The 15,710-nt window shown below is 72.5% G+C and carries 10 protein-coding genes; 3 read left to right on the top strand and 7 right to left on the bottom strand.

From position 1 onward, the window contains the following. Positions 1-197: 197 nt before the first annotated feature. Genes OG782_RS08995 through OG782_RS08965 form a run of 7 tightly spaced genes read right to left on the bottom strand, consistent with a single transcriptional unit; the run spans position 198 to position 8,089 of the window. Entirely contained in the window at positions 198-1,010 is an 813-nt protein-coding gene (locus OG782_RS08995; protein WP_406449085.1) for an HpcH/HpaI aldolase/citrate lyase family protein, read from the bottom strand. Continuing rightward, the gene (locus OG782_RS08990) at positions 1,007-2,206 is read right to left on the bottom strand and encodes a CaiB/BaiF CoA transferase family protein (RefSeq protein ID WP_406449083.1); all 1,200 of its coding nucleotides are present in this window, start codon (positions 2,204-2,206) and stop codon (positions 1,007-1,009) included. The genes OG782_RS08995 and OG782_RS08990 overlap by 4 nt, the downstream gene beginning before the upstream one ends. After that, a complete protein-coding gene (gene rbsK / locus OG782_RS08985) occupies positions 2,203-3,087 on the bottom strand; it encodes a ribokinase (protein WP_406449081.1) in 885 nt (294 codons plus the stop codon). The genes OG782_RS08990 and rbsK overlap by 4 nt, the downstream gene beginning before the upstream one ends. After that, complete coding sequence (locus OG782_RS08980) at positions 3,084-4,469, bottom strand: ADP-ribosylglycohydrolase family protein (protein ID WP_406449079.1); 1,386 nt, start codon at positions 4,467-4,469, stop codon at positions 3,084-3,086. Before OG782_RS08980 ends, rbsK begins: the two co-directional genes overlap by 4 nt. Further along, a complete protein-coding gene (locus OG782_RS08975) occupies positions 4,466-5,668 on the bottom strand; it encodes an ADP-ribosylglycohydrolase family protein (protein WP_406449077.1) in 1,203 nt (400 codons plus the stop codon). Before OG782_RS08975 ends, OG782_RS08980 begins: the two co-directional genes overlap by 4 nt. Next, positions 5,595-6,953 carry an ADP-ribosylglycohydrolase family protein gene (locus tag OG782_RS08970; RefSeq protein ID WP_406449075.1) on the bottom strand — a complete coding sequence of 453 codons (1,359 nt, stop codon included), beginning with the start codon at positions 6,951-6,953 and terminating at the stop codon, positions 5,595-5,597. The genes OG782_RS08975 and OG782_RS08970 overlap by 74 nt, the downstream gene beginning before the upstream one ends. Further along, on the bottom strand, positions 6,950-8,089 hold the full coding sequence (locus tag OG782_RS08965; RefSeq protein WP_406449073.1) for an ADP-ribosylglycohydrolase family protein: 1,140 nt from the start codon (positions 8,087-8,089) through the stop codon (positions 6,950-6,952). The genes OG782_RS08970 and OG782_RS08965 overlap by 4 nt, the downstream gene beginning before the upstream one ends. A 265-nt stretch (positions 8,090-8,354) precedes the next feature. Between OG782_RS08965 and OG782_RS08960 the strand changes: the two genes are divergently transcribed. The 3 genes from OG782_RS08960 to OG782_RS08950 all read left to right on the top strand — a co-directional run bounded on the left by OG782_RS08960 (position 8,355) and on the right by OG782_RS08950 (position 15,579). Continuing rightward, positions 8,355-9,089, top strand: coding sequence for a VIT1/CCC1 transporter family protein (locus OG782_RS08960; RefSeq protein WP_406449071.1), 735 nt, complete (start codon positions 8,355-8,357; stop codon positions 9,087-9,089). Positions 9,090-9,566: 477 nt separating this feature from the next. Continuing rightward, a complete protein-coding gene (gene gltB / locus OG782_RS08955) occupies positions 9,567-14,126 on the top strand; it encodes a glutamate synthase large subunit (protein WP_406449069.1) in 4,560 nt (1,519 codons plus the stop codon). Further along, positions 14,119-15,579, top strand: a complete 1,461-nt coding sequence (locus OG782_RS08950) for a glutamate synthase subunit beta (RefSeq protein WP_406449067.1) — start codon at positions 14,119-14,121, stop codon at positions 15,577-15,579. The genes gltB and OG782_RS08950 overlap by 8 nt, the downstream gene beginning before the upstream one ends. The last annotated feature ends 131 nt before the right edge of the window (positions 15,580-15,710 follow it).

Below are 15,710 nucleotides of genomic sequence, written 5' to 3'. Positions count from 1 at the left end.
ACGCCGACGCACACGAAGACGAGGGGCCGCCCGGCCATGGGGCGGCCCCTCGTCACGTTGCGACGGCGCCCACCGGCGCCGGGTGTCCTCCATCGCCGGACGGGCTTGTTTGTGCAACTCAAGCCCGTCCGGCGATTGAGGACGGAGCGACCACGGGGCGCGCCCCGCTCACCGCTGTCCGGCCACCCCGCCTCCGCTCACCGTCCCCGCCCGGCGAGGGCAAGCGTGCGGTGGGCCTGGGCCACCACCGCCGCGTCGACGAAGCGGCCGTCCGGCAGGGCCAGCGCCCCCGCCTGCGCCTGTGCCGCCTCGACGATCTCCTGCGCCGCCTCGATCTCCTGCGGTGTCGGCCGGAACGCCCGCTCGATCACCGGCAGCTGCCGGGGGTGGATCGCCGCCCGGCCGAGGAAGCCGAGCGCCCTGCCGTGGGCGCAGGACGCCCACAGGCCGTCCAGGTCCCGGACGTCCGGGAACACCGACTGAGCGGGCGGTGCCAGCCCAGCCGCCCGGGCCGCGACCACCACCCGGCTCCGCGACCAGTCGAGCCCCGCGTCCTCCCGTACCCCCAGATCGGCCCCGAGGTCCGCCTCGCCCAGCGCGATGGAGTACACCTGCGGATGGGCGGCGGCCACCGTGTACGCGTGCTCGATGCCGAGCGCCGACTCCAGCAGCGGGCAGAGCGCGACCCCCGGGGCCAGCGCCGCGATGCGGTGGACGGACGAGGCGTGCGTGATCTTCGGCAGCCGCATCCCGGCGACGCCCGGCAGACCGGCCAGGGCCAGGACGTCCGTCTCGCTGCTGACCCGGACGTGGACCGGCACCGCGCCGGCGGCGACGGGTTCGGACAGGAACTCCACGGTCGCCGACCGCGCGTACTCCTTGCGGTCGGGGGCGACCGCGTCCTCCAGGTCGACGATCACCATGTCCGCCCCCGAGCCGCACGCCTTGCGGACCACGTCCGGCCGGTCACCGGGCGCGTACAGCCAGGTGAGGGGCGCCGTCGCGGTCACAGGACCCGCTCCGCCCGCAGCTCCGAGATCTCCGGCCCGCTCAGGCCCAGCTCGGTGAGGATCTCCTCGGTGTCCGCCCCGTGCGGCCGGCCCGCCCAGCGGATCGCCCCCGGGGTCGCCGAGAGCCGGAACAGGACGTTCTGCATCCGCAGCGGGCCCAGCTCCGGGTCGTCGACCTCCGTGATGGAGTCCAGGGCGCGGTACTGCGGGTCCTCCATCACGTCACGGATGTCGTGGATGGGTGCGATGGCCGCCTCCGCCTTCTCGAACACGGAGATCGCGTCGTCCCGGGTGTGCCGCGCGATCCAGTTGCCGACCGCCTCGTCGAGCTCGTCGCTGTGCTCGGCCCGCGTGGTGCCGGAGGCGAACCACGGCTCGTCGATCAGCTCGGACCGGCCCACCAGGTGCATCACGCGCTCCGCGATGGACTGCGCCGAGGTGGAGACGGCCACCCACTGCCCGTCCGAGGTGCGGTAGGTGTTGCGCGGGGCGTTGTTGCGCGACCGGTTGCCGGTGCGCGGCTGGACGTACCCGAGCTGGTCGTACCAGAGCGGCTGCGGGCCGAGCACCGTCAGGATGGGCTCGATGATCGCCATGTCGACGACCTGGCCCGCACCCGTGCGGTCCCGGCCGGCCAGCGCGGCCATCACGGCGTACGACGTGGCGAGCGCCGCGATCGAGTCGGCCAGACCGAACGGCGGCAGCGTCGGCGGCCCGTCCGGCTCTCCGGTGATCGCCGCGAAACCGCTCATCGCCTCCGCCAGCGTGCCGAAGCCGGGCCGGTGCGCGTACGGGCCGAACTGGCCGAAGCCCGTGACCCGGACCAGCACCAGCCGCGGGTTGACGGCGTGCAGCTCCGCCGGGCCCAGTCCCCACCGCTCCAGCGTGCCCGGGCGGAAGTTCTCGATGATCACATCGGTGTCCGCGGCCAGCCGCAGCAGGAGGTCCCGCCCGCCGGGGCAGGACAGGTCGAGCGTCAGATTGCGCTTGTTGCGGCCGAGCAGTTTCCACCACAGGCCGATCCCGTCCTTCGTGGGGCCGTGGCCCCGCGAAGGGTCGGGCTTGCGCGGATGCTCGACCTTGATCACCTCGGCACCGAAGTCGCCGAGCATCGTGGCACAGAGGGGACCCGCGAAGAGCGTGGCGAGATCGACGACCCGCAGCCCGGTCAGCGGTGCCGCTCCCGGGGTACTCACGCGGCGTCGATTTCGCTGCGGTACGGCATGGAGACCGAGGCGCCCGGTTTCTGGACGCAGAGCGCCGCGGCCGCCGAGGCCCAGGCGATGGCCTGCGGCACCGGACGTCCCTCGCCGATCGCCACGGCGAGCGTGCCGACGAAGGTGTCCCCGGCGCCGGTCGTGTCCACGGCGGTGACATCGGGAGCGGGGAAGTGGACCGTCCGGCTGCCCCGGGCCGCGTACAGACAGCCCTTCGAGCCGAGCGTGATGACGACGGCCGGGACCTGGCTGAGCAGGATCTCCGCCGCCGCGTGCGGCTCGGCGTGCCCCGACAGCTCGGCCGCCTCGTGCTCATTGGGGATCAGCAGATCGACGCAGTCCAGGAGTTCGGTGGGCAGTTCCTGAACGGGCGACGGGGTGAGGAGGGTCCGTACGCCCTGGGCGTGACCGGCCCGGGCCCCCTCGATCACGGCGGACAGCGGCAGTTCCAGCTGGAGCAGCAGCAGATCGGCGCCGGCGATGGCGGCGATCTCGCCGGGGCCGAGCGCGGTCACGGTGCCGTTCGCGCCGGGAATGACGACGATCGCGTTGGAGCCCCTGCCGTCGACCACGATGTGCGCGGTGCCGCTGGGCCCCTCGGCGGTGTGCAGCAGATCGGTGTCGACGCCCGAGTGCTCCAGGCTCTCCCGCAGCCGGATGCCGTACTCGTCGTCGCCGACCGCGCCGATCATCATCACGTCACCGCCCGCGCGGGCGGCGGCGACCGCCTGATTGGCCCCCTTGCCGCCGGGAATGGTGCGGAACTCCCGTCCGGTGACGGTCTCCCCGCGCTCCGGAGCCCGGTCGACGTAGGCCACAAGATCCATATTGGTGCTGCCGAGCACCGCGATACCGGTCATGGGCGGAGTGCCTCCTCATGGGTGAGCCGGTGGGTCAGATCGGCGAGGGTGTCGAAGCCGACCGAGTCGAAACCGGGGACGGACGTGGCGAGACGGTTCTTCAGCGGAGCGGTCCAGCGGTCGGGCAGCGCCCCCGGCCGCCCGGCCAGCAGACCGGCGAGCGAGCCGGCGGTCGCACCGTTGGAGTCGGTGTCCCAGCCGCCGGACACCGCACGGCAGACCGAGGTGGTGAAATCACCGTCGGCGTGGGTGAGGGCGGCGGCGAGCAGAGCCGCGTTGGGCAGCACATGCACCCAGTGATACCTGCCGTACCCCTCGTGCAGCCGGTCGACGACCGAATCGAAGCAGTCCTCCCCGCGGGCCGCCGCGATGCCGTCCCGTACGGCCCGCGCGAACCGCGAACGCGGGGGGACGACCCGCAGGCCCGCGGCCAGGCACCCGTGCACATCTGCCTCCCCGCCGGCCGCCTCGGCGAGGGCCGCCGCGGTGAACATCGCGCCGTACACCCCGTTCCCCGTGTGGGTGAGGACCGCGTCGCGGTGGGCCTGCTCCGCTGCCGCCGCCGGGTCGCCCGGATGGGTCCAGCCGTGCACATCGGCACGGATCTGCGCCCCGATCCACTCCCGGAAGGGATTGCGGTGGCGGGCGGTGTCCGGCGGCTCGATGCCGTCGAGCAGATTGCGGTACGCGATCCGCTCGGCGGTGAAGGTCCGGCCTGCCGGAAGTTCGTCGAGCCAGAGGCGGGCCAGGTCGGCGGTGGTGAAGGACCTGCCGTAGCGCTGGAGCAGCAGCACGGTGAGCAACGGGTGGTTGAGGTCGTCGTCCTCGGGCATCCCGTCGATGTTCTCGGCCAGCGAGGTGGACGCGGAACGCCGGTTCCAGGGGTAGGTGGCGGCCAGGGCCGGGGGCAGGCCCCGGGCCGTGAACCAGGTGGTCAGCGGCCAGTTGCCGGTGGCGCGGGCCAGGGCGCGGATGCCCTCCAGCGGCAGCTTCTCGACCGGCTTGCCCAGCAGACAGCCGGCGGCGCGCCCCAGCCAGGCCGCGTGCAGCCGTTCGCGGCCCACGGCTGACGGCCCGGTGCGGGGGTGCGGCCAGTGCGGGCACGCGGCCCGGATCGCGTCGAGTCCGGTGGGCTCGTCGTCCGCCAGCGGCGATTCCAGCAGGGCGAGTTCGTCCAGCAGATGCTCGGCCACCGCCCGCAGACCGGGCGCGGCCGGCGGCGCCGAGGCACCCGCACGGTCCGGGGCGGGTGAGCCGCCGGCCTCGTACCACCGGCGTGCGATGTCCCGCGCGTCCCGCCCGTCCTCGGCCGCCTGCCGCAGTTCGTGGCCGACCAGGTCCTCGGGCTGCACCCAGGTGACGCGCACCGTCGTCGTGGTCACGGCCGGTCCGCCAGCGCGGCGAAGGCGGCCTCGTGGGCGCGACGGCGGGCCGTGTCATGGGCGAACACCTCACGCGTTACGGCCGTCAGGGTCCGGGCCGGGGCGTGCAGATCGAGCCGGCTGGCCCCGGCGACCGCCGTCACCCAGTCGGCGGGGATCGCCCCCTCGCCGCGCAGCGCGCCCGCGATCGCGCCGCTCATGGTGGCGATCGAGTCGCAGTCACGCCCGTAGTTGACCGAGCCGAGGACCGCCCGGCGGTAGTCCCCGTCGGCGACGAGCAGCATCCCGAGCGCGACGGGAAGCTCCTCGATGGAGTGCAGCCGGGACGGGCGGCGGGCGCCGAGCGAGGGGGCGCGGTAGTCGGGGCCGACCGTGTCGAAGGGGGCGACGGCCTCGCGCAGCGGGGCCAGCGCCGACTCGAAGTCCCGGTACCCGACGGCCGTTTCGCACACCGCCTCGATGGCGGCGCGGGTGCCGTCCTTGGCGAGCGACAGACAGGTCTCGACCACGGTGGCGGGCGTCGCCCCGGGTACGCAGGCCGCGGCGACGGCGGCCGCGAAGACGCCCGCCGCCTCCCTGCCGTAACTCGACTGATGGGCGCCCGCCACATCCAGCGCCTCGGCGTACGCGGCCTGCGGATGGGCGGCGTTCACCAGACCGACCGGCGCCATGTACATCGCCGCCCCGCAGTTGACGATGTTCCCCGAACCCGCCTCGCGCGGGTCGACGTGGCCGTAGTGCAGCCGGGCGACGATCCACTTCTCGGCGAGGAAGATCCGCTGGAGCGGCAGCGCCTCGGCCTCCAGTTCCGGAATCCAGCGGGGGCTGGAGATCAGCTCCGGTACGAGGTGGTCGGCGACGGAGTACGCGTCGAGATGCCCGCGGACCCTCTCGTACACCCGGACCAGCGCATGGGTCATCAAGGTGTCGTCGGTGACGTGCCCGTCGCCCTTGTGGTACGGGGCGACGGGGCGGGCGGTGCGCCAGTCGTCGCCGGCCCAGGGACCGACTACGCCGGCGACCCGCCCGCCGTGGCGCGCCACGATCTGCTCCGGGGAGTAGCCCTCGACCGGACCGCCGAGCGCGTCGCCGACGGCCGCGCCGACGAGGGCGCCGGCGATCCGGTCATCGAGGGTGGGCGCCGGGGGCGTCGTGGGGGGTGCGGACCTCGTGGGCGCCAGGGGCGCGGTGGATGCCATGTCCGAATTGTCCACCCGAGGGCGCCGGTTCCGTGTCTGCCAGCAGCCCGGCGAGTTCCATCAGGTCCGTGCCCGCGAAACGGGGCAGCGCGCAGCCCGCGAGGATGCGGCAGGCCTCGCGCCAGCCGTCGGGGACAGCGGTGATGGAGCCCAGCGCCCCGGTCAGCGCCCCGGCCAGCGCGGGCGCCGAGTCGGCGACCCGGGACAGGCAGGCCGCCGATGGCACGGCCTGCGCGATGTCGCCGCGGGCCGCGGTGGCCAGCGCGAGGGCGACCGGGACGGTCTCGGCGGCGGCGATCCCGTAGCTGTAGACGTGGTCGACGATCTGATGCTCCAGCACGGGCACGAGGGCGAAGGCGCCGGCCTTCTCACCGGCGAAGTCGCGGGCGATGCGGACCGCGTGAGCGGCGTTGCGGGCGATCTCGGTGCCGTCGGGCAGCTGGGCGAGCGCGGCGTCGACCGCGGTGTCGACGTCCGCCCCGCCGAGCGCCTCGGCGATCGCGGCCGCCATCGCCCGAGCGCCGTGCACCCCGTCGCCGTCCTGGGTGTACCGCGCGTCGAACTCCGCGAGGTCGGCCGCCGCGGCGGGGTCACCGGGATGCACGACGGCCAGGACGGCGGCGCGCACGCACGCCGCGTCGTCGAAGTAGTGCGGGTTGTCGTGCCCGGTGGCGGGCGGACGGAGCCCGGCGGCCAGATTGCCGAGCCCGGCCCGGACCGAGATCCGGGCCCGCAGCGGCAGGACCGCCGACTCGACCTCGGGCGCCCGGGCGGCCGCCGCCGCGACCTCGGCGGCCAGCGCGTTCCAGGCGAGGTCCACGGCGGCCCGCATCCGGCGTCCGGGGGAGAGGCCCTGCAGCGCACCGCCTGTGGAGGCGAGCACGGTCCCGGCGGCGAACGCCGCCCATTCCGCGTCGTCGGACGGCCCGAGCCGCAGGGGCTCGGGCGGCTGGTTGAGCGCGATGGGGACGGGCAGCGTGGTCGTCGCGTTCTGCTCGGCGAAGGTGTCGAGCTCACGGGTCAGGCGCCGGGTCCACTCCGGCATCCGGGCCGCCCGGTGCCGCGCGGCCGGCCACCCGGCGGCGTCCCCGGAGGCAAGCCCGAGCAGCAGCCCCTCGATCCGGGCCCGGCGCGGTGCGGCCGCGGCCGGGCGGGCGGGGGAGAGGTCGCCGCGGTGCGCGCTCAGGTAGTCCGGGTGCGCGGTGGCGTCGGGGTGTGCGGTGGCGTCGGGGTGCACGGCGACGTCGGGGTGTGCGGTACGGGAGGCATCCCTGGCCGTGGTCATCGCCGCACCGCCGTTCCCGGGGTGTCGCTCACTCGGGGCCCCGGCCCGGGCGGACCGCCGTCCCGCTCCTCCGTCTCGTCCGGGGTGAGCAGTTCCGCGATGTCCAGGACGTGGTAGCCGCGCATCGAGGGGAGGCAGCTGCCGCGGACCGGGCCGATCGCGTCCGCCCAGTGGCGCGGGATCGCGGACGCCCCGTGCAGCGCCCCGGCCAGGGCGCCCGCCACCGCGGCCGTCGTGTCCGCGTCGCGGCCCATGTTGACCGCGGTCAGCACCGCCGTACGGAAGTCGCCGCGCGCCGCCGTGAACGCGCCGAAGGCCAGGCCCACCGCTTCCGGCGCCAGGTCCGTCCACGGGTAGCCGCCGATGACGACGGCCGAGCGCACCGCGCGCTCCATCGTGAGCCGGTCGGGGTACGGGCGCTGGGCGGCCGTCACCGCCCGGCGCAGCGAGCGCGCCGTCCAGGAGTCCATGGGGACGACGGAGAGCGCGGCGGCGATCACGGAGGTGACCCCGGCCCCCGTCATCGCGGCCGCCACCCCGGCGGCGACCGCCTGGCCGCCGTAGATGCCCTCGCCTTCGTGACTGACCCTGCCGTCCACCGCCACCAGCCGGGCCGCTTCGGCGGGGCGGCCCGCGGCGAAGACGCCGAAGGGGGCCGCCCGCATCGCGAGGCCGTCGCTCCAGGCGTGCCGGTGCTGGGCGGAGATCGGGGCGGCCAGACCCCGGCGCAGATTCTCCAGCGTGCCGCGTTCGCTGAACCCGGCGCCGCGGAACGGCCCCTCGTCCAGGTCGGCGATCCACAGGTGCCAGGCCCGCTCCACATGCGTGACGGTCAGCGCCGAACCGTGCCGGGCCAGCAGCAGCCCGGAGAAGATCGCGTACTCCGTGTCGTCGGTGCCCGCCGGGTCGTCGCTGACGAAGCCCTCGATCCGGCCCCAGCGGCGGCGGATCTCGGAGGGCCGCATGTTCTCCGCCGGGGCGCCCAGCGCGTCGCCGACCGCGAGGCCGAGCAGCGCGCCCCTGGACCGGTCGCCCGCTCCGCCCGTGGCGGCGCCGCCCTGGGCGCGGGCGGCACGCGTCGCCCCCTGCCCGCCGTCCGTCCGCGGACCTGCCGGATTTCCTGCGATCAGCTCCATCGCGTCGACCCTTCGCTCGTACCGAGCCAGTTCTCGTTCCTGTGGGATCTGTGCCACGCGGAGCCGCGACAGAGGCAGACAATCGCAACAAAAGGGCCACTCGGATGACGGTCTTCGGACAGCAAGGCAAGCCGTACCTATCCGGTTACACAGGGTGGTAAGTACGGCCTGCCTTGCTGGCGGGGGGCGTTTTTCGTGCGTACTTTCGATGGTGTCGAGCGGGGGCGGAGCGGGTGAATTCCGCCGCCGGAGTAAGGGGAGAGCTGTGTCCATCATCGAGACCGAAGCCGTACTGCACGAGGCGCACCGGGACAACCACACACACCGTGATGTGAACGGCGGCTGGCTGCGTCCCGCGGTGTTCGGTGCCATGGACGGGCTCGTCTCGAACCTCGCCCTGATGACCGGAGTCGCGGGCGGTGAGGTCTCGCACCGCACGATCGTGATCACCGGCCTGGCGGGTCTGGCAGCCGGCGCCTTCTCCATGGCAGCCGGCGAATACACCTCCGTGGCCTCCCAGCGCGAGCTGGTCGAGGCCGAACTCGACGTCGAACGGCGGGAGTTGCGCAAGCACCCCATGGACGAGGAGCGGGAGCTCGCCGCGCTCTACGCCTCCCGCGGAGTCGAGCCCGCACTCGCCCGCGAGGTCGCCCGGCAGCTGTCGCGCGACCCCGAGCAGGCCCTGGAGATCCACGCCCGCGAGGAACTCGGCATCGACCCGGGCGACCTGCCGTCGCCGCTCGTCGCCGCCGTGTCCTCCTTCGGCGCCTTCGCACTCGGCGCGCTGCTGCCCGTACTGCCGTTCCTGCTCGGCGCGGACGCGATGTGGCCCGCCGTGCTGCTCGCCCTGGTCGGACTCTTCGGCTGCGGTGCGGTGGTGGCCAGGGTGACGGCCCGCAGCTGGCTGTTCAGCGGACTGCGCCAGCTGGCGCTCGGCGGCGCGGCAGCCGCGATCACCTACGGCCTGGGCGCACTGTTCGGCGTCGCCGTCGGAGGCTGAGCCCCCGCACCCGGAACGCTCCACGGCCACGTCCACCAGCCGGTGCACGTGGCCCAGCGGCCTTGCCCGCGATTGTCGGCGGCGTCGCGCCGGCGATCGCGGGCAGGGCCGTAACGCGTGCGCCATCTGTGTGACGTACGTCCTGACCGCCGCCACTGGGCGGAACGGGCTCACGCACCGTAAAATGAGACTCTATGCAGGGCTACACATAAGTAGCCATTACTCGGCGGTTTCGTTTCCATTGCCGCCGGGCATGAGCCGTAGACACCGCAGGCAACGACGCCTGCTCTCTGCGGTCCCCCCGGGCGCCGATCCTCCGACTGCGACCCACCCTCACTGTCATCGACGGTGTCCGTATGTTGGAACGAGCTATCCGCTTCTTGAGAAGCGTCCCATCATGTAATCTGCACGAAATTTCGCAGAGGGCCAACGTCGTCCCTCGGCACTGCAAATGCCACGACGACGACGGGAGAGCCGATGCGCACCGACGCCTGGTCGCCCATGGACGGTCGCCCCGCCCAGCAGGGGATGTACGACCCCCGCAACGAGCACGACGCCTGCGGTGTCGGGTTCGTAGCCACTCTGACCGGTGTGGCCGGCCACGAGCTGGTCGAGCAGGCGCTGACTGTACTGCGCAACCTCGAACACCGCGGAGCCACCGGATCCGATCCCGACTCCGGTGACGGTGCCGGAATCCTGCTTCAGGTACCGGACGCCTTCCTCCGCGCAGAGGTCCCCTTCGACCTCCCCGAGGCCGGTGCCTACGCCGTCGGCATCGCGTTCCTGCCCGCGGACGACTCCACCGAGGCCGTCCGCAACCTCGAGAAGATCGCCGCGGAAGAGGGCCTGAAGGTCCTCGGCTGGCGCGAGGTCCCGGTCACCCCCGGCATTCTCGGCAGCGGCGCCCGCGCCACCATGCCCGAGTTCCGCCAGCTCTTCGTCTCGGACGGCGAGAGCACCGATATCGTCCTGGACCGCAAGGCCTTCGTGCTGCGCAAGCGCGCCGAGCGTGAGACCGGGGTCTACTTCCCGTCGCTCTCCGCCCGCACGATCGTCTACAAGGGAATGCTCACCACCGGGCAGCTGGAGCCGTTCTTCCCGGACCTCTCCGACAGCCGTTTCGCCAGCACGGTCGCGCTCGTCCACTCGCGCTTCTCCACCAACACCTTCCCGAGCTGGCCGCTCGCCCACCCGTACCGCTTCGTCGCGCACAACGGCGAGATCAACACGGTCAAGGGCAACCGCAACTGGATGAAGGCCCGCGAGTCCCAGCTCGCCTCCAGCCTCTTCGGTACGGAGAAGCTGGAGCGGATCTTCCCCGTCTGCACCCCGGACGCCTCCGACTCGGCCTCCTTCGACGAGGTCCTGGAACTGCTCCACCTCGGCGGCCGCTCGCTGCCGCACTCGGTGCTGATGATGGTCCCCGAGGCGTGGGAGAACCACGACTCCATGGACCCGGCACGCCGCGCCTTCTACCAGTACCACTCCACACTGATGGAGCCCTGGGACGGCCCGGCCTGCGTCACCTTCACCGACGGCACCCAGGTCGGCGCGGTCCTCGACCGCAACGGTCTGCGCCCCGGCCGCTACTGGGTCACCGACGACGGCCTCGTCGTGCTCTCCTCCGAGGTCGGCGTCCTGGACATCGACCCCGCCAAGGTGGTCCGCAAGGGCCGGCTCCAGCCCGGCAAGATGTTCCTCGTCGACACCGCCGAGCGCCGCATCATCGAGGACGACGAGATCAAGGCGGGCCTCGCCGCCGAGCAGCCCTACCAGGAGTGGCTGGAGACCGGCGAGATCGAACTGGAGGACCTCCCCGAGCGGGAGCACATCGTGCACACGCACGCCTCCGTCACCCGCCGCCAGCAGACCTTCGGCTACACCGAGGAAGAGCTCCGCGTCCTCCTCGCGCCGATGGCCCGCACCGCCGGCGAACCGCTCGGCTCCATGGGCACCGACTCGCCGATCGCCGCGCTCTCCGCCCGCCCCCGGCTGCTCTTCGACTACTTCACCCAGCTGTTCGCGCAGGTCACCAACCCGCCGCTGGACGCCATCCGCGAGGAGCTCGTCACCTCGCTGCGCTCCGTGCTCGGCCCGGCAGGCAACCTCCTCGAGCCGACCGCCGCGGCATGCCGCAGCGTCACGCTGCCCTTCCCGGTGATCGACAACGACGAGCTGGCCAAGCTCATACACATCAACGCCGACGGCGACATGCCGGGCATGAAGGCCGCCACGCTCTCCGGCCTCTACCGGGTCGGCGGCGGCGGCGAGGCGCTCGCCGCCCGGATCGAGGAGATCTGCGCCGAGGTCGACGCCGCCATAGAGGACGGCGCCCGCCTCGTCGTCCTGTCCGACCGGCACTCCGACGCCGAGCACGCACCGATCCCCTCGCTGCTGCTCACCTCGGCCGTCCACCACCACCTCATCCGCACCAAGCAGCGCACCCAGGTGGGCCTGCTGGTCGAGGCCGGAGACGTCCGCGAGGTCCACCACGTCGCGCTGCTGATCGGCTACGGCGCCGCCGCGGTCAACCCGTACCTGGCCATGGAGTCCGTCGAGGACCTGGTCCGCGCCGGCACGTTCATCGAGGGCATCGAGGCCGAACAGGCCATCCGCAACCTCATCTACGCGCTGGGCAAGGGCGTCCTGAAGGTCATGTCCAAGATGGGCATCTCCACCGTCGCCTCCTACCGCGGCGCCCAGGTCTTCGAGGCCGTCGGCCTGGACGAGGACTTCGTCGCCAAGTACTTCAACGGCACCGCCACCAAGATCGGCGGCGCCGGACTCGACGTCGTCGCCAAGGAGGTCGCCGCCCGGCACACCAAGGGCTACCCCGCCTCCGGCATCTCCGCCTCGCACCGCGCGCTGGAGATCGGCGGCGAGTACCAGTGGCGCCGCGAGGGCGAGCCGCACCTGTTCGACCCGGAGACGGTCTTCCGTCTCCAGCACGCCACGCGCAACCGCCGGTACGACATCTTCAAGAAGTACACGGACCGGGTCAACGAGCAGTCCGAGCGCCTCATGACGCTCCGCGGCCTGTTCGGCTTCAACCCGGACCGCGAGGCGATCGACATCGACGAGGTCGAGTCCGTCTCCGACATCGTCAAGCGCTTCTCCACCGGCGCCATGTCGTACGGCTCGATCTCCCGCGAGGCCCACGAGACCCTCGCCATCGCCATGAACCAGCTGGGCGGCAAGTCCAACACCGGCGAGGGCGGCGAGGACGCCGACCGGCTCTACGACCCGGCCCGCCGCTCGTCCATCAAGCAGGTCGCCTCCGGCCGCTTCGGTGTGACCAGCGAGTACCTGGTCAACGCCGACGACATCCAGATCAAGATGGCGCAGGGCGCCAAGCCCGGCGAGGGCGGCCAGCTGCCCGGCCACAAGGTCTACCCGTGGGTCGCCAAGACCCGGCACTCCACCCCGGGCGTCGGCCTGATCTCCCCGCCGCCGCACCACGACATCTACTCCATCGAGGACCTGGCTCAGCTGATCCACGACCTCAAGAACGCCAACCCGGCGGCCCGCATCCACGTGAAGCTGGTCTCCGAGGTCGGTGTCGGCACGGTCGCCGCCGGTGTCTCCAAGGCACACGCGGACGTCGTCCTCATCTCCGGCCACGACGGCGGAACGGGCGCCTCCCCGCTCACCTCCCTGAAGCACGCGGGCGGCCCCTGGGAGCTCGGCCTCGCCGAGACCCAGCAGACGCTGCTGCTCAACGGTCTGCGCGACCGCATCGTCGTGCAGACCGACGGCCAGCTCAAGACCGGCCGCGACGTCGTCATCGCCGCACTGCTGGGCGCCGAGGAGTTCGGTTTCGCGACCGCGCCGCTCGTCGTCTCCGGCTGCGTCATGATGCGCGTCTGCCACCTGGACACCTGCCCGGTCGGCATCGCCACCCAGAACCCCGTCCTGCGCGACCGGTTCTCCGGCAAGGCCGAGTACATCGTCAACTTCTTCGAGTTCATCGCCCAGGAAGTCCGCGAGATCCTCGCCGAGCTCGGCTTCCGTACGATCGAAGAGGCGGTCGGCCACGCCGAACTCCTGGACACCGACCGTGCGATCACGCACTGGAAGGCGCAGGGCCTCGACCTCAAGCCCCTGTTCTACGTCCCCGAGCTCGCCGAAGGCGCCGTCCGCCACCAGATCGCCGAGCAGGACCACGGCCTGGCCAAGGCCCTCGACAACGAGCTCATCAAGCTCGCCTCCGACGCCCTGAACGCCGACAGCGCCGAGTCCGCCCTGCCCGTCCGCGCACAGGTCGCGATCCGCAACATCAACCGGACCGTCGGCACCATGCTCGGCCACGAGGTCACGAAGAAGTTCGGCGGTGCGGGCCTGCCCCAGGACACCATCGACATCACCTTCACCGGCTCCGCGGGCCAGTCCTTCGGCGCCTTCCTGCCCAGCGGCGTGACACTGCGCCTGGAGGGCGACGCCAACGACTACGTCGGCAAGGGCCTCTCCGGCGGCCGTGTCATCGTCCGCCCGGACCGCGGCGCCGACCACCTCGCCGAGTACTCCACCATCGCGGGCAACACCATCGCCTACGGCGCCACCGGCGGCGAACTGTTCCTGCGCGGCCGCACCGGCGAGCGCTTCTGCGTCCGCAACTCCGGCGCGACCGTCGTCTCGGAAGGCGTGGGCGACCACGGCTGCGAGTACATGACCGGCGGACACGCCGTCGTCCTCGGCGAGACCGGACGCAACTTCGCGGCCGGCATGTCGGGCGGAGTCGCGTACGTCATCGACCTGAACCGCGACAACGTCAACGTCGGGAACCTCGGCGCGGTCGAGGAGCTCTCCGACACCGACAAGCAGTGGCTGCACGACGTCGTGCGCCGCCACCAGGAGGAGACCGGATCCACGGTCGCCGAGAAGCTTCTCGCCGAGTGGGACACCGCCGTGACCCGCTTCAGCAAGATCATCCCGTCCACCTACAAGGCAGTGCTCGCCGCCAAGGACGCCGCTGAGCTCGCCGGTCTCTCCGAGCAGGAGACCACCGAGAAGATGATGGAGGCGGCGACCAATGGCTGACCCCAAGGGCTTCCTGACCACCGGCCGCGAGGTCGCCGAGACCCGCCCCGCCGGCGAGCGCGTCAAGGACTGGAACGAGGTCTACGTTCCGGGCTCGCTGCTCCCGATCATCAGCAAGCAGGCCGGCCGCTGCATGGACTGCGGCATCCCGTTCTGCCACCAGGGCTGTCCCCTCGGAAACCTCATCCCCGAGTGGAACGACTACGCCTACCGCGAGGACTGGACCGCCGCGTCCGAGCGCCTGCACGCCACGAACAACTTCCCGGAGTTCACCGGGCGGCTCTGCCCGGCCCCGTGCGAGTCGGCGTGTGTGCTCGGCATCAACCAGCCGGCCGTCACCATCAAGAACGTCGAAGTCTCCATCATCGACCAGGCATGGGACCGCGGCGACGTCACCCCGCAGCCGCCCGAGCGCCTCTCCGGCAAGACCGTGGCCGTCATCGGCTCCGGCCCGGCCGGACTCGCCGCCGCCCAGCAGCTGACCCGGGCCGGCCACACGGTCGCCGTCTACGAGCGCGCGGACCGCATCGGGGGACTCCTGCGCTACGGCATCCCCGAGTTCAAAATGGAGAAGTCGCACATCAACCGCCGCATCGAGCAGATGCGCGCGGAAGGCACCAAGTTCCGCACCGAGGTCGAGGTCGGCAAGGACGTCGACGCCGCGAAGCTGCGCCGCCGCTACGACGCCGTCGTCATCGCCGCCGGCGCCACCGTCTCCCGCGACCTGCCGGTCCCCGGCCGTGAGCTGAACGGCGTGCACTTCGCGATGGAGTACCTGCCGCTCGCCAACAAGGTGCAGGAGGGCGACCTGACGGTCTCCCCGATCACCGCCGAGGGCAAGCACGTCGTCGTCATCGGCGGCGGCGACACCGGCGCCGACTGCGTCGGCACCGCCCACCGCCAGGGCGCGGCCTCCGTCACGCAGCTGGAGATCATGCCCCGGCCGGGCGAGGACCGGAACGCCAACCAGCCCTGGCCGACCTTCCCCATGCTCTACAAGGTCACCTCCGCGCACGAGGAGGGCGGCGAGCGCGTCTACTCCGTCTCGACGACCCACTTCGAGGGCGACGAGGACGGCAATGTGGCAGCCCTCCACCTGGTCGAGGTGGAGTTCAAGGACGGTAAGCTGGAGCAGAAGCCCGGCACCGAGCGGAAGATCCCGGCGCAGCTGGTCACCCTCGCGATGGGCTTCACCGGAACCGACCAGGCCAACGGTCTGGTCCAGCAGTTCGGTCTTGAGCTCGACGCGCGGGGCAACGTGGCCCGTGACGACGACTACGCGACCAACGTCGACGGCGTGTTCGTCGCCGGTGACGCGGGCCGCGGCCAGTCCCTCATCGTGTGGGCCATCGCCGAGGGCCGCTCCGCGGCGCGCGGCGTGGACCGCTTCCTGACCGGGGCCAGCGCACTGCCGGCCCCGATCCGCCCGACGGACCGTTCCCTGACGGTCTGATCACGGCACACCAAGACGTCCCGTACAACGGCGTACGGAACTGAACGCGGCGCCTGCCCGTCCCCGACCGGACGACTCGGCAGGCGCCGTGGCGCATCCCGGGGCGGTTTCCCCCGCCCCCGCAGGACCGG

It is taken from the genome of Streptomyces sp. NBC_00876, from assembly GCF_045207435.1.
GTDB lineage: Bacteria > Actinomycetota > Actinomycetes > Streptomycetales > Streptomycetaceae > Streptomyces.
Note: the sequence above shows the minus strand (reverse complement) of the source record. Positions and strands in the feature narration are given on the sequence as shown.